9 protein-coding genes are annotated in these 15,336 nt (G+C 32.5%); 4 read left to right on the forward strand and 5 right to left on the reverse strand.

The window, feature by feature from the left end:
• Positions 1-22: 22 nt before the first annotated feature.
• Positions 23-514, reverse strand: a complete 492-nt coding sequence (locus NEF87_RS19825; protein ID WP_457917194.1) for a hypothetical protein — start codon at positions 512-514, stop codon at positions 23-25.
• A gap of 95 nt (positions 515-609) precedes the next feature.
• Here NEF87_RS19825 and NEF87_RS19830 point away from each other — a divergent pair, with 95 nt between their 5' ends.
• Complete coding sequence (locus NEF87_RS19830) at positions 610-1,605, forward strand: MBL fold metallo-hydrolase (RefSeq protein ID WP_457917195.1); 996 nt, start codon at positions 610-612, stop codon at positions 1,603-1,605.
• Between the two features lie 16 nt (positions 1,606-1,621).
• Here NEF87_RS19830 and alaS read toward each other — a convergent pair whose 3' ends face one another.
• The 3 genes from alaS to NEF87_RS19845 all read right to left on the reverse strand — a co-directional run bounded on the left by alaS (position 1,622) and on the right by NEF87_RS19845 (position 6,450).
• Positions 1,622-4,618, reverse strand: a complete 2,997-nt coding sequence (alaS, locus tag NEF87_RS19835; RefSeq protein WP_457917196.1) for an alanine--tRNA ligase — start codon at positions 4,616-4,618, stop codon at positions 1,622-1,624.
• A 53-nt stretch (positions 4,619-4,671) separates the two neighbouring features.
• Positions 4,672-5,499 carry a hypothetical protein gene (locus NEF87_RS19840; RefSeq protein ID WP_457917197.1) on the reverse strand — a complete coding sequence of 276 codons (828 nt, stop codon included), beginning with the start codon at positions 5,497-5,499 and terminating at the stop codon, positions 4,672-4,674.
• Between the two features lie 132 nt (positions 5,500-5,631).
• Entirely contained in the window at positions 5,632-6,450 is an 819-nt protein-coding gene (locus NEF87_RS19845; RefSeq protein WP_457917198.1) for a hypothetical protein, read from the reverse strand.
• 188 nt (positions 6,451-6,638) lie between these two features.
• On the opposite strand from NEF87_RS19845, the gene NEF87_RS19850 reads away from it, so the two are divergent.
• Together NEF87_RS19850 and NEF87_RS19855 are read left to right on the forward strand one after the other, a co-directional pair.
• A complete protein-coding gene (locus tag NEF87_RS19850; protein ID WP_457917199.1) occupies positions 6,639-8,684 on the forward strand; it encodes a hypothetical protein in 2,046 nt (681 codons plus the stop codon).
• Positions 8,685-8,704: 20 nt separating this feature from the next.
• Entirely contained in the window at positions 8,705-10,582 is a 1,878-nt protein-coding gene (locus NEF87_RS19855) for a tetratricopeptide repeat protein (RefSeq protein WP_457917200.1), read from the forward strand.
• Positions 10,583-10,587: 5 nt separating this feature from the next.
• Here the strand turns inward: NEF87_RS19855 and NEF87_RS19860 are convergent, their stop codons facing one another.
• A complete protein-coding gene (locus NEF87_RS19860) occupies positions 10,588-13,515 on the reverse strand; it encodes a right-handed parallel beta-helix repeat-containing protein (RefSeq protein WP_457917201.1) in 2,928 nt (975 codons plus the stop codon).
• 806 nt (positions 13,516-14,321) lie between these two features.
• Here NEF87_RS19860 and NEF87_RS19865 point away from each other — a divergent pair.
• A complete protein-coding gene (locus tag NEF87_RS19865) occupies positions 14,322-15,299 on the forward strand; it encodes a WD40 repeat domain-containing protein (RefSeq protein WP_457917202.1) in 978 nt (325 codons plus the stop codon).
• Positions 15,300-15,336: the final 37 nt, after the last annotated feature.

Consider the following 15,336-nt stretch of genomic DNA (forward strand, 5'->3'; position numbering starts at 1 on the left):
AAAGAAAGAGAAAAAATCTATTTTACATGTAAAAGGAAGCGCCAGGATCTTCGTCTTCGTCATCCTCGTCATCATCTTTCTTCTTTTGACGCTTTCCAAATAGTTGATCCATCATGCTTCGGGAAATTTGTTCCATCATTTTTGGATCGAGACCCATTTTTTCAAGATCTTTTAAATTTCCTCCTCCGAATGGCATGATCTGAACTCCTACCTTTTTATTTGCCATAGCTTGTTTTTTTTGACGGATCATCTTTTCTTGTTGAATTTTCCGCTTCTTGATTTCCTTTCCATGTTTCTTTTCCAGAATTTTTTGGAGTCTAGTAATTAGGAGGTTTTCAAGTTCTTCAGCTTCTTTCATGAAAAGTTCTTCTTCTGTCATCTCTTTTTCAATGTTGTGAATCGATTCTTCAATGCTGGCTTGATCCGGTGCGAATGTTGTTAGGGCTTCAATGCTATGTTGAATATTGGCCCAATTAATCATTGCCCAGGCTGCGCTGCGTTTCAGTGTTGTCATTATTTTTCGCTCTTAAATAAAAAGAATAAACGTCAATATAAATAATTGATTACTAGAATAATATCAAAATTTAATTAAAAAGTGAATAAAAAATAATGCCAATTGTCTACAAACCTAGTGAAATATTAAAAAATGTTTATTTAATAGATACGATGCAATTTTCGATTCCCCGAATCACAAGCGCATATTGTTATTGGGATGGTGAAAAATGTCTTCTAATGGATATAGGAACCAGTGATAACGTTCCAATTGTTATTCGAGCCTTGAAAAAAATGCATATTCCCTTGGAAAAAGTGGAAGGAATTATGTTAACTCACTACCATTTTGATCATGCAGGAGGTTCCCTTCGTATATGGCGTAAATTGGTGAAACGCAATCCTAACTTTAAAATAATAACCACCAAAAAAATGCGAGAGAAATTGCAAAATGCAGAAGACCACATAATAGGTGCTCGTACTACTTTTGGAGAATTTGTTGGTACTATGAAACCAATTTCTCCAGAATTTGCAGATCAAGCATTTTTTGAAGTGGAACCCGATAGCCCATTGCCCCTCAATTTGAAGAATAATTATGTTCTTCAATTACTATCAACTCCTGGTCATACTGGAGGGCATCTTTCTCCAACGATATTCCAGAACAATTCTCCCATATTTTGTTTTGCTGGAGAAACAGTTGGATGTTTATATCATAGTACAAAAATCTCTCCTCAACCAACTTCAATGCCTCCTAATTTCAATTATGATCTTACAATGCAAAGCTTGGAAAAATTACGAAAATTAAATCCTATTAACTTAGCTTTTTGTCACTTCGGTGTGATTACTGGATCAGAAGATGTTAACCGGTATTTCGAAGAGTTCCAAGAATACATGACTTCTCTACGTTCCACTGTGATAGAATTATATTCTAAAAATCCAAGTACAAAATTCATAGTGGAAAATACTGCATTATTTTTCTCAAGTAATGGTGAAAGGGTTGATGAGTATTATCGAACAGTTCCCCAGAGCCAAAAATTCTTCAAAAATCTTCATTTAGCTCTAATTTATGGCCTTTTAGTTGATTTAGGTTATAGGAAATCGAAATATGAAAAGTAAAAAATGCTAAAAAAAATTATTTATTGAGCTCAATTGAGCTAAATACCAGTTTTTGAAAGATTTCAAATAATTTTTCGGGTTCTTCCTTGTAATTTTGGATAAAACCTTGAGCGGAATCCGGTTTCCCTCCTCCTTTTCCATTCACTTTTTGTAAAAATTGCTTGGAGATTTTTGATAAATTATATTCTTTAATTTTTTCTCCACGCATTACTATAAAATTCACACCTTTGGGGGATGATCCAATTAAGAAGATTAATCCACTATTAACTTTTTTCAATAAAGCCTTACCCAAATTAGATAAAACTTTATTATCCATATTGGGATAAATTGCTGCAATAAATTTAACATTATGCACTTCTTTGGCATTTTCTACAAGATATTCAACATTTTTTTCTCCCACTACTATTGCGATCTGCTGAATTTCTTTTCTCATGGTCTCCCATTCTTCTTTTAATTTTTGAATTTTACCAATTAGCATATCAGTTGAAATTTCAAAAAATCTGGACAATACATGTAATGATTGGTCTGGATCTTTTTCTTTTATAGTTAGTGTTGTCATATATTCACTGTAATCACCTGTTGACATTGCTTTTCGAAGCATTCGCCATTTTTCAAGTAATTCTTGAGATCGAGCAACAAGTTCGTCTGGAGATACTTCTAAAATCTGACTCAATTTCTTTTTGATTTTCTCATTCTTTTCAAATAGAGCCTTTGTGGCATTTCCCGCTGTATATGTCAGACGCACTATCCCATCTTGTATTTTTTGAGATTTTATTATTTTGATTTGACCAATTTCCCGAGTATTATTCACATGGGTGCCTCCGCATGCTTCTATATCAATATCGGGGATTTCTACTACTCGTAATGATACTCCGGGAACTGCTCCCCCTTGATATAATGACATTCCATATTTGGATTCCGCTTCACTCCTTTCCATAAAACGAATGTTTGATTGAATTTCTCGTGAAACTAACTCATTTGCAACTTGTTCTATTTGGTTTACTTGCTCATCTGTTAAAGAATCGTAATGGGTTATATCCAAATGGGCTTTTTCTAGTGTTTTTTTAGCACCTGCTTGATTAATATGATTTCCTAATATTTTTCGAGCAGCTGCATTTACAATATGTGTTGCTGTATGATGTTGAGTTAAAAGCTTCCGGCGATCTCTATCAATTTTTAGAGTAACTGTATCTCCTTCCTTAAAATCTGGTTCTTGATCTAAAATATGGATTGTTATACCTCCTAATTTTATAACATCAATAAATTTAATTGTATTGATCCAGCCATTATCATGAAGTTGACCTCCCGATGTAGGGTATGCAATAGATGAGTCTAACACTATTGCCCAAGCCGTTATTTTTAACATTTGCTCTCCTTCGGCTTCTTCATCTTCAATTTCATGGGTAATTTTTTGAATTTTGAGCACTTTTGCAGAATTTTCTGTTTTAGAATAGTCGGTAAAATAAAGTTTCTTTGTATCGGGTATGTTAGTTAAATCAATATCTATTTTTTTATTGGTAGCATGGACTTGAACTATTTTTTCATGACGAGCAATTACTTTTCCATAAAAATCATCCGGGATCTTAATTTTTTTACCCAGTTTTGCTGCCGCTGCCTTTATTAGTTCTGGATTGATTCCATTACTATCATAAAGTTCAATCAACTTTTCTTCCGTGATATCCTCTTTTTTGACCAATTTTTTAACAATTTTTTCTGCTTCTTTCTTGGTGGCATAATATTTTTGTTTTTCAATTTCCAAGATTGCCTTCACTTCATTTAAGCTCTCGCTTATTTCTGGAAATATTTCAAATAATTCTTCTGCATGCCATTCACAAACTTCTCCCATATCGATATCCCAATTAAATTGATCAATGAAAGAAATTGCTCGTCTGAAAATCACTCGGAGATTATATCCTCCTCCCACATTTGAGGGGAGTTTTCCATCGGTGATGGCAAATAAAAGGGATCTAGAATGCTCCGCAATGGAATATACTGCTGTCATAGGAACAATCTTTTCCTTTAAAGTGATAGGATCAATATTTAATTCCCTCCCAACTCGAGCCCAAGCTTCATTCATATCTTCGACTTCATCTATGTTTAGAAAGGCTGAAAATTGGGAAAATCTATTATATAGTGTATAATCCAATTCAACTTTGGTTCGTTCACGAATACGCTGAAGAACTAATGGGAAAATTGCTTCGTAGATATTTGGTGTTCCTTGGCTGAACCAAGCAACTCGTTCCATACCCAATCCCATGTCAAGTACTTTAAGATTTAATCCGATTGGGCCTTCTGGAGTTTGCTGAAACAACGTGTAAACTTGATTAAAAAGCTCAACCCCTCTGCTGAAAAATTCCATGCATGGTCCAAAACATCCTGCACCTGCCCATGCATCCTCATGAATAACAAATTCTGTATTAGCAAGCCCAACTCCATCTACTAAGAAATCATAAATATCTCGAAAAGCTTGATCTTGATCCCATTCTTCAGGAGAAACAAATTGATGTTGTCCTATCATTACGAATCCTGTGCAATGAGACCCTGTAATGCCTACATTTTCAATATCACCAAATCGTAAACAAAATTGAGGAATTAATAGTTTTTTTGCTGGAGGGGGGACTTCACCAGAGACAACATATGGTTGAAATGCTGCAATTGATGCAATCGTAAATTCTGTGGTCGGGTTCCATCTTGCAACCACGGGATATCTTTTAATAGGTACATATCCTCGAGGTTCTAATATTTCAACAATTTTTTTCCATACCTGGATGAAAGATAAATGATTCTTCTTGGGATTATTATTTACAACTGTAAACCCATCATTACATTCAGGTTCACCACAAGTTTCTTTTGTATGCACTGCAGTCCAGAAATATTTCTTACAATTAATACAATGTTTTCGAATAAATCCTTTTTGTTTTAATACTGTGATAGGATAATATTTTCCTGGGTTTTCTTCAGCAATTTTCTTAAATGCTTTTTTCTGTTCTTTATCTGACAGAAGTTTGGCCATATGTATCATGTAGCTAGAAGTCGGGATTTTTCAAAAATTTTATGCAATTTCTTTTATTGGTTTATAGTGTGATTTTTAATTGAGAACCCAGAGAATATAAAAATGGGGGATAGGGTCCATAGCATATGCCCAATCCAATGGGCTGTGACATACCAAAATTGAATTGACAAAAATTCAAAAACTGCTGGTATTTTTAATAGTAGGGATAATCCCAACCAGTAAATATGTCCACATGCCATGAATACTGTTCCCAAAATTAATATTTTGATCCTTCTCCGAAAAATATCATCTGAAATGGATGGGATTGATGATCGAAGTGTAATTGAGAGAAGGATTACACTTGTGACAAATAATAAGATAACTATTGCTACAAAAGCACCTTCAATTCCATCCCAAACTGCATTAACACTCGCATTACCTTCATTAATTTCTACTTTAATCTTATCACCTGCAGATAACACAATTGAACTAGTCAGAATTAATGCTTGAATAATTCGATTGTTCCCAAAAAAATGGTGGGTTTGCTTTTCTCCAAATTTAATGTTAAAAGCAGCAACAAAATAACACCATGAAATTATTAATGCTCCAAAAAACCCTATATCTCTAAGAATATTCGCGATAAATAGCGAAGGAAATTGTGAATCATACCCAGTATAAACCCCAATAGGAGTGAGTTCTGTAAAAGAAAGAGGTGCAATGATGTATATGAAAATATCTAATGTAATATAAATTAACCAACCAATTAAACCAACTAAATATAACGTGTTGAGCTGTGGTCTTTCTTTCAAGGATAATCCTTTATATTTCTTATTCAATTTCAGAATAATTATCAAAAATAATACTGCTTCAATCGTTTTGGGTATAGCTAAAATTAATTGCATAATTTCAATCATTATTCATTTACTTCTAAATGTTAATTTATATCTAATTACTTAAACAGATTAGGACTTATTATCTCTATTTGTATCACAGAATCTGTCATACTGGAACAGATATAGTAAAAATTTCTTGTTTTATTCTTTAAGACCGAAATATATAAAAATAGGTGATAACATCCAAATCATGTGCCCAAACCAGTAAAAAATCTCATAACTCATGTCAAATTTAGCAAATTCGAGAAATACTGGCCAATTTCGTAGAAGACCCAAAATTAGCCAATAAATATCTCCTAAAGCCATGAAGATAATTCCATATTTCAAAAGTCTAATCTTTTTTCTATATTGTCGATCCTGGTGCTCGATTACTGTTGATTCTAGCGTTGTATTGAGTAAAATTGCTGCAAAAATAAAAAGACTAATTACTATTGCTAAAAGGATTCCTGTTATTCCTCTCCAATCCGATGATATATTTATCCTTGAATCCTCATAGGTTACCATGATTTTATCAAAAAAATCGAAGATCAAAGTAAATGCAATCATAAAGCCCAAAACCATTTTGTTCTTAAAAAAAATCTGTTTAGTTTTATTCTCCCCGTATTTTATACTAAAGGCTGCGATAAAATAACACCACGAGATAAGAATTAACCCTAAGAATCCTATATCTCTGATTAGATTTGCGATAAATAGTGAAGGATATTCTGCTTGATACCCGCTATATATTCCAAATGGCAAAGAACTTTCTAATGAAAGGGGAGCGATTATAAAAATAACTATATCTAGAGTAATATAAATGAACCAACTGAATAAACCGATTAGAAATAAAGCATTTAAAAGTGGTCGTTCCCGAAAGGGGATATTTGGAAATTTCTTAATCAACTTTATGGAAACTATTAAAAAAAGTGTAGCTTCAATAAATTTTGGAATGATTAAGGCGATTTGTAAGGGTTCGATCATTTTAGATACCTAAATTGTATTTCTTTAAATAAACCTCTGTTTATATAAATATTCTCGGAAATAAATTTAATTTTTTGAATGTAGAACAATTTTTTCAGTCTTTTACATTTAAACCTTTTTTGAACCTTAAAAAAAAAGTTCTTCAACTCAAAAAATAAATAAGAGGTAAAAACTAAAAGATTATTAACTTGCCCTCAAATAACTCATCCCCAGAGTTGAAGAAAAATAATGAAGAAAGTACAATAGAAAAGGATTCTTCAGAGCAAAAACAGAATGTTAAAAATATTCGAGAAGAGATCTCGGATGTAAAAGATTTACGGGATGAAATCGATAAACAACTACGTGAAGTAAAAAATACTCTTGAAACAGATGATTCTTCAGAAAAGAATATTCGAGAAGAATTACTCTTATCAGATCAAGAACTACAAGGGGAAATAACTTCCAAAAAAAAGATTCTGAAGGATTTAGTAGAGTCCTGTGAGCGGCAGCAAGAATCCTTGGTCAAGTATAATGAGAAAGTTTCTGGAATCGAATCGATTTTCGTTCAAAAAGAACGAAATTTGAAAGAAATTTCCGATACAATTGATAAATTAACTTCGCAAAGAGCGATATTCGAAGAATTAGAAAATCACTTAACCAAATCAATTGAAGATCTTCAAAAACAAATCAAGGATAATGAAGAGAAGTATAATGATTTACTTGAAAAAGTTAGTCAAATTGAATCCCAACATAAATTAATTACGCAAGATCTCGAAACTATCACTGTTGATCTTCAAGATCGAAGAAATTTTATCTCTTCTTTAAATCGAGAATCTCTTGAGTTGAAAGAACAAGTCAAGATTAATAAAGAGTTAATCAATGAAAAAGAAGATGAGCTCGCAAAGCTAAAAGATTCTTTAGAATTACGGGAAAAATATCTCGCTGAGCTGGAACAAAAAATTGTTTCTCGTCAACAAAATATTAGTGTTCTGGCTGAAAAATATAGCGAGCTAGAACAATCCATCCCTCGAGCGGAGGAACAAGAAAATAATCTTAAGAAGAATATATCCAACCTTGAGGCCCTTCTAGATGAAAAAAAGAAATTATTCTCTAGCCTCGACATGGAGCTTATAGAAATTCAAGAAAAATTAAAAACTCATAAAGCAGAATTTTCAGAGAAAGATGAAAAACTCAAAGTTTTAAAAGAATCTCTTGAGGTACGAGAAAAATATCTGACAGAATTGGAACAAAAAATTATAACTCGGCAACAAAATATGTCTACCCTCGCCGAGACGCACGCATATTTTGAAGAAAATTTACCTCTTCAAGAAGAAAAGGAACAAAAACTAAAATCGAGTAGTGAAGCTTTACTTCAACAAATTGAAGAGAAACAAACTTTTATTACTCGCCTAGAACGAGAAAAGTCTGAAGCATCGGAAAAATTAACAGCAATAAAATCAGAATTACTTGAAAAAGAAGAACTTCTCTCTAATCTTAAAGATTCAATTCAAGTACGGGAAAAATATCTTGAGCAGATAAAACAAAAGATAAGTGATCGAACCGAAAATCTTCAAGAAATTTCGGAACGAAAAGCAGAATTGAATCTTCTTGTTCCTCAAGAAGAAAAACGGCTTAAAGAGATGGAAGATATGAACGCTTTATTACTTTCACAAATTGAAGAACGGAAAGAACGTTCTAATATTTTGGAAGAAAAAGTATCCATAAACACATCCACAAACCTTCGTTTAACTGAAAAAATTTCAGGGAACAATGTAATTTTAGCGGAACAAACAGAACGATTGCGAGAATTTGATGCAAAATATCAGACTTTGCTGAAAGATAAAGAAAAATATGATGTTCAATACCAGTTATTGAATGATAAAGTCAAAGATAATTCAGAAGAATTGGAAAAGCTTGAAACCCGAAAACAAAACACTGAAAAATCTCTTAAAGATGCTGAAAAACTTCTTTCCATGGGGAAAAAGAAATTAGTATCCATGGAAAAAAACATTCGGCTGGCAGAAACTCGAATTGAGGAACATATGCTCCTGACCCGGATTCGAAAAATAGGGAAAATATATGGAGGGATAATTTTTACTGCAGGCCTTTTGGTTTTTGTTACTGGATTGATTGCTGCTGCATTGGGTACGAATTCAGTAGAAAATATACTTATATTGCCCGAAATAACAATTTTCCTCTTAATATTTGGAGGAGTTATTGTATTTGTTTCTGGTTTGTTTCACATGTCAACATAAAAAAAAGGAGACTAAACATCATGAACACATTTTCAAAAAATCAATATATGTCCATAAAGACTATGCTTGAAGAGGAAGGCTATCGATCAAGTAACGATTACGATTGTTTTCTACGCTATAGCATTGCCAAGGAACCTGAAACCACATTTATCTTAGGAATAAAAATCCCGATTCAAGTCCCCAATAAAGTTACTCCGAAAGCTGAACTTGTTTCATTCTATATTTCACTTTCTCTACGACCTCGTTGGTTAGATCAATCATTTGAAGATTCTCTTCGTTATTTGGCTGTGGCGCTCAGAGAAACGGTTCAAACATTGCTTCAAGATGAACCTTATCGCTATGACTTTAATTTTGTAGCATATCAATCTAAAATCGCTCAAGTTATTGAAAAATTTTATTCATCAAATGATGATCCAACTTTTCAAGATTCCTCTGATGGTTCCATCATTAATTCGCTATTACGGTCCAATGTATTACAAAATCAACATACATTTGATCATTTTAACCTCGCTTTGTCCAAAGATGTGCTGGATATCTATCAAGATTTTCATTTGCATCCCACCGATGATCTACCTGCTGAGCTCTCAAAAGGTTTTCCAGAGAACCGAAGAAATTTCGTGGTTCTGTTTAAACGTGAGGATCCTGACCAATATTTGATAGAAGAACCCGGAAGTGTTACATATTACCGCGATTATGTTTATAATAATGTATGGGTTCGGACTGGCTTAGAATCTCACACCCTAAATCTTTGGTATCAGGTTTTTCAAGATCAATCCTTCAAAATCAATTACTTGATCTATGATTGGATCATCTATTGTCGGGGTCTCATCAAAAAAGTAATGCCATTGTTAGAAAATGGTCCATTGTTCAATCCCCTTGACATAAAAAATTTCAGTTATGTTCAATTTCTCAAGCAATTTGCCCCTAATATGTACCTCCCAGGGTTATTTCTCCCTCAACTGGTGTATGAAAATACGTTAGTTTCAGATTATTACTGCCGAGATTTTTTTCTCTTTGAAAGTATCCCATGTTCCCTAGAAGAAACGAGCATCATTGAACATTATTCTCAAGCAAAAATATTAATCGGGAAGGGAAATTATTCGAAAGCGGAGGAAGCTTTTAAGGATATTCTCCATCGTCTTAAAAAATTTCATCATATTTTGGGAGAAGTGGCGGTCCTTTTCAAATTAGCAAAAATTGCGCGAATTAAAAAGAATCATGTGCTATCTGTTGCATACTTGGAAGAAGCTTTGGATCTAGCTCGTTCTGGGAAAGTTCCTTTGAGTGATATTGTGCATATTCACATCGAGCTCATTTATTCTCACAAATTTAATTCTGATTCTTTGAAAGCCAATCAACATAAACAAATTGTGGTTCAATTCCTAAAAGATCTCCCTGCCAATGAGCAATCAGAATCTCTTATTTTACGTTATTATTTGGATATGGCTCGATTAAGTATGATGGAACAAGACTACGATGGCGCCAACTTGCAATTCAAAGAACTCCTAAAACGAATTGATAAACATCCTGATTATGAATTTCTTTATTATTATGAGCGATCGAAATATTACGCTGGCATCAATAATGAAGCTAAACAATTTCAAGCTCTCCAAAAGGCGGTTGATCTTCCCGATGGACCCAAACAAGAACACATCGAAGCTTTCTTTGATCTCGGGTTGTTTTACCTCTATCAGCGAAATGATCATTTGAAAGCGATTAGATATGTGCTGGAAGCTGAAGCAATGATTCAAGATGAAGACTTAGCGAGCTTGCAATTAAAATTGAAATGCAAAGAAGTGTTAGCTGATGCCTATCAGGCAGCAAATAAAGGTATTGAATCCGAAATTCAAAAAGAAGAAGCTGAAAAAATAAAAGCGCGTTTAGACCATCTTTTTTAATCTTTCTATCTATTATTCTCTTGCATTTGTAAAACTCTTCGGGATTCTTCTATTAAAAGGACGTTTTTGCTTTTAGTTTGGTTTTGTCTTTTTTGATAATATTTATTTATGAACCAAATTGCCCAAAGGATAGTTGTGAGATGATTTCCAAAATACATAGGGTCTAAAAGTAGTTCATCGGAAAGGCCATAACTGTTTCTTTCAATTATATTATTCTTTGTTATTAGTTCTAGAATAAATACTACAATTAATGAAAGAAAAGTTAGTAACTTCCAGATTGAAGAAAATTGGTTAAATTTTATAGAAATGATAAGAAAAATACTAATCAGAATTGTGATTACTAATTGAATAAATAACAAAGTAAAAACGGGTGAAAGACTAAATATTTCCAATGAGAAATAGTATAACCTCTGATATTGAAATATTGCCATAGTACCAATAAAATTTATTAGTAAAATTGCCCAAATGATCCAATCCATTGTGATATTAAGTCTATTTTGATATTTTTTCATTGTTAAGCTCAAAACCTTTGGAGGGTCATTCTGTTGTGAGGATATGGTGTTTAATAACGTAAAAATGAAAATAGTCAATATCATTGGCATTGTATTCATACCCAATTGAAAATTAAGACCTATATCGGGTGCTTTAAGAATTAATAATGGTAGAAGGGGAACCAAGCAGTTTAAAAGATTTACAATTAATAAGCAAAAATTTATTCTCTTTTGGAATTTCTTACTTTTACTAATCAGAACACTTGCCATACCCAATATACTGCATAACATTAAGAGAATAAAAGCGGGTGTAAATACTTCTGCAAAATAATGATATATAGGAAAATTAAAAACCCATTTTGAAGTGGGAAAATAATACATGCCTAAAAAGGCTACAATAAATATAATGTAGTATCCAACCAATTGCATTTTTTCTTGATATATTTGATTATTTAAAACGATGATAAATGTTAATACCGCAATGATATTAATTCCAACAAGAATGGGAAAAGAAACTCCGTAGTAGAAGATGTTGATCCTAGGGGTTGGAACACGACTAACCAATAGAATATATGTGCTCAAACAAAAAATGGCTATAAGTAAGCCTAACTTAAATTGTTGTGATTTTAAATCTCGTTTGAATGCTAAATAGAACAAAATTATTCCCAAGATGCCAATGGTTGGAAATAGAAGAAGTGGTAAAGTTAATCCATACCACAACATATATTCATCCTCAAAGAAAAAGAATCCGATGACCACAAGTATCAAAATTAATAAAAAGCAAAATATCTCTCTGTATTTCTGGTTTGAAAAATCATTTTTCTTATGTTTCGAATTTTCTTCAAGGAGAGGCTGAGAACTTAAAATTGATCTTTTTTCTCCCTTAAGAAATTGAAAGAAATTCTTCTTAAAACTATAATTTTCTATTTTAACACGGAATTCCTCACCATTATCTAAATCCCAACGCAATTTAATAAAAAGAATAGCGCTAGTTGTAATTAAAACAACTAAATCTACAATTTGGAAGTGAGAGTAGTAATAATAATATGAGAAGAATTTTGTTTTTATTGCTTCAAGTAAAAGAAGGATAGTGAAATCTTTAAAAATCATTAAATAGGCAAATAGAAAATTTTGAATGAAATAAATGCAAAGAATTGTATTTATCATATTCATAAATAAATCGAATAGTTCTCGGAGCAATAAATTTGGAATTTTTTTTTGATTATTGTCTGAACTCCGGAAATTTATAATATTTATGCCTTCATATCCAATAATCGTAAGAAATGTTCCAACAGAAATTCCTATTTTTAACGCAGTAGGAAGTGTTTCATTAAATAAAGATGCTAATGAAATGAGAAAAGTCAAGGGAAATATCCAATCATGAATAAATTGGTGAATTTTTTGAAATTTTTTCTTGTTTTTCCAAACAGATATCATACCAAGAAATAACAAGATACTTCCCAAAACCTGAAACAATACAGGAAAGAATGTAAATAACCCTGATAATAACAAATAACTTATCCCATATAATACAAGATATTTTTTATCTGGCTTTCGGATGAGAATTGCCCAGGTTATACCAATAATAATCAAAATTGGTATTCCCACAAATAAAATTCTTAATAGAATCCATCTACTTAGGCCGAACTTAGATTTATTACTTTCAATTATTATATTGACGCAATTTTCTTGATAAATTTCATGTAAGGCTTCACAGTAATAAATTTCATTGTCTGTTATGGTGACATTATTGCACTGTAAAAGCGCAACATCCTCCTCCGTGCTGAAATATATCTTATTGTGAGAAAAGGTGGATGTGTTGCAACTCACTCCTCCAAACCCTATATTTGTATAGCGAATTATATTATTTAAAGCAGAAATATTGTTTGAATTTATGGTTGCTATTCCTGCATCTGTGTTTTTAATTGTTGAATTTGCAATCGAAATTTCCGTGGAATTTTCTATCCAAATCCCAAATGCTTCTGGGGCATTAATTTCGCAATCTAGTATCATTGTTTTGGAACAATTCCACAATTCTAAAGCAAAACAATCCGAATATTGTCCATAAATTGAATCGATAGGTCCAGTCTGAAACCATTTTTTGTCTTTAGTTATTTTTAAGTGTTCAATTAGCATATACTTGTGAATATTGAACAATTGGAGACCTGCTCTGAAATTTGTCATATCTATTTCTAAATTTGTAATTCGATAGGGTTCTGTTTCAGTGCCTTTCCCGGTGATCCAAGGTAATTGACTAAAATTATCCGTTCCATTGATGGTTATGCTTCCTTCAATCTCTTGAATCTCTGGTGAAGATGATCTCTTGGGGGTAGAAGCGAATTGCACGGATAAATTATTTATTTTTTGATCTCCAATTCTTTTGTCAGTTTTATCAAAATCCAGTTGTTCGTTTTCTTCTAATAATTGTATAGTGATTACCATAAGCACCAGAAGTATTCCAAAATAATATTTCCTCGTGTTTTTTGTATCCCACTTTTTGGAGTTCATTTCTATTTCTAAATTGGTTAAAAATTATTATAAAACTTTTGGCTCTGTTTTAGCTAACTTTGTAATTGATGAATACTTTTTCTCCTGAAAAGCGAATTCTTATTTAAGTGCCATTGGATTTCTAAAATTTGAAACTAAATCTTTTAATGAAAGACCGCTTTTTGAAAATCTTGTAAAAACCATCTCTTATTTTATACAGAAATGGAAATTTTCCAATAGTATATATGGAAAAATTGGAATATTTCCAACCTTCGTTTTGGTAAATAAAAAGTTTCTAAAGAAAATAAAAAGGATATAAAAGAAATGGCTTCCCAGAGTGATTTGTACTGCTTATCCGAACAAATTTTTGAAGGACAATAGATAAAAACTCAGAAACTGAAATATATCATAGGAAAGAAGTCGGGAATCTACTTCTGCATTTTCGATGGAAAATGCCGAGATTCATTCTCACCTTACTTGGATGTCTTTGCGTGATGTTTTTTTCGCAGTTGGGCATTACAAATGTCTGCTCTGTGGAATTGATTCATGTATTTAATCCAGTATCCCTCTGGCCTGTATGTTGCAGGCCCTCCCTCTTTTTATTTTTACATGTGCCCGGCTCTTCCTTCTCTTTCTTTTCATTTTTATCGCAATTCTAAGCAAATTATTATAAACAAGTAAATTGAAGATAAATTATCTTTTTTCGTCGCTTATAGCCAAACTATCGATGGATATAGAAACAATTAATTAGGTGCTTTAATATGAATAGTCGTCTTAATTTTTCAAGTGATGGAACATTGTATGGCCTCATTTTTGAAGGAAATGGGGGCGGGATAATCAATATATTTGATTCTACCACTGACAAAATTATATGGAAAATCAACAATGTAGGTAAAAATTGTTTCGCTTTTTCCCCCGATTCTAAATTCATTGCAGCGATTCATAATGGCATTTCCATTTATGATATTCGCTCTAAGGTAGAGGTTTGGAACTTCAAACCTAATTTTGAAACAATTAACTCTTTTTGTTTTTCTCCAGATGGCTTAAAATTTGTAGTGGTAGGTGAATATGAAACGGATTGGGATTTCAACGATCCAGATATGACTTCTTTAGCTCTTTGGGATCTAAAATCAGGTAAGAACCTTTGGGAGTGGAGATGTGGACTCTATGAAAAGGTTATTTTTTCCCCGAATGGAGAAACCCTTTTCACAATTGGGACGGCTGCAGTAAACAGAAATGAAACAGCAAAGATCAATTCCATTGACCTAACGACAGAAGAATTGGAAGAAATATTCCGAGAAAAAAATGGTCTTCGTTTCTGGGACCTTGACATAACTCCAGATGGAAGTGCTCTGATATGTTGTGGAATGTATTATTACTATGAGTCAGAGATAATTCCAATAGTTTTGGTTGATTTATCTTCGGTAACAAAAAAAATTGAGAAACGTGGGGCATATTACAAAACTAAAAATGAATTACGAAGGTTGGAAGGACACGTTGGTTCTGTTACTGCAGTAAAGTTGGCTCCTACTGGAAAAATTGCTGCATCGGCAAGTTCGGATGGAACGGTTCGTATCTGGGATCTTGCATCCGCAAAACAACTTCATTCAATTAAGATCTTCACAGAAGATTTGAAATTTTCTCCTGATGGCACCCATTTGGTTCTGGTAAATGAAGGAAAATTACATTTTTATGATGTAAAATCTTGGAATAAGGTTAAAATGGTCAAAATCAAGTAAATTGCAAAAATGGATAATTTAAAAAAACTCGATGCGA

This window comes from Candidatus Lokiarchaeum ossiferum, assembly GCA_025839675.1.
In the GTDB taxonomy this organism is placed as follows: domain Archaea; phylum Asgardarchaeota; class Lokiarchaeia; order Sigyniarchaeales; family Promethearchaeaceae; genus Lokiarchaeum; species Lokiarchaeum ossiferum.

Excerpts from the sequence above, each read along its gene's own strand:
- NEF87_RS19825 (WP_457917194.1), bottom strand. The coding sequence starts at position 514 with ATGACAACACTGAAACGCAGCGCAGCCTGGGCAATGATTAATTGGGCC.
- NEF87_RS19830 (WP_457917195.1), top strand. The coding sequence starts at position 610 with ATGCCAATTGTCTACAAACCTAGTGAAATATTAAAAAATGTTTATTTA.
- alaS (WP_457917196.1), bottom strand. The coding sequence starts at position 4,618 with ATGGCCAAACTTCTGTCAGATAAAGAACAGAAAAAAGCATTTAAGAAA.
- NEF87_RS19840 (WP_457917197.1), bottom strand. The coding sequence starts at position 5,499 with ATGCAATTAATTTTAGCTATACCCAAAACGATTGAAGCAGTATTATTT.
- NEF87_RS19845 (WP_457917198.1), bottom strand. The coding sequence starts at position 6,450 with ATGATCGAACCCTTACAAATCGCCTTAATCATTCCAAAATTTATTGAA.
- NEF87_RS19855 (WP_457917200.1), top strand. The coding sequence starts at position 8,705 with ATGAACACATTTTCAAAAAATCAATATATGTCCATAAAGACTATGCTT.
- NEF87_RS19860 (WP_457917201.1), bottom strand. The coding sequence starts at position 13,515 with ATGGTAATCACTATACAATTATTAGAAGAAAACGAACAACTGGATTTT.
- NEF87_RS19865 (WP_457917202.1), top strand. The coding sequence starts at position 14,322 with ATGAATAGTCGTCTTAATTTTTCAAGTGATGGAACATTGTATGGCCTC.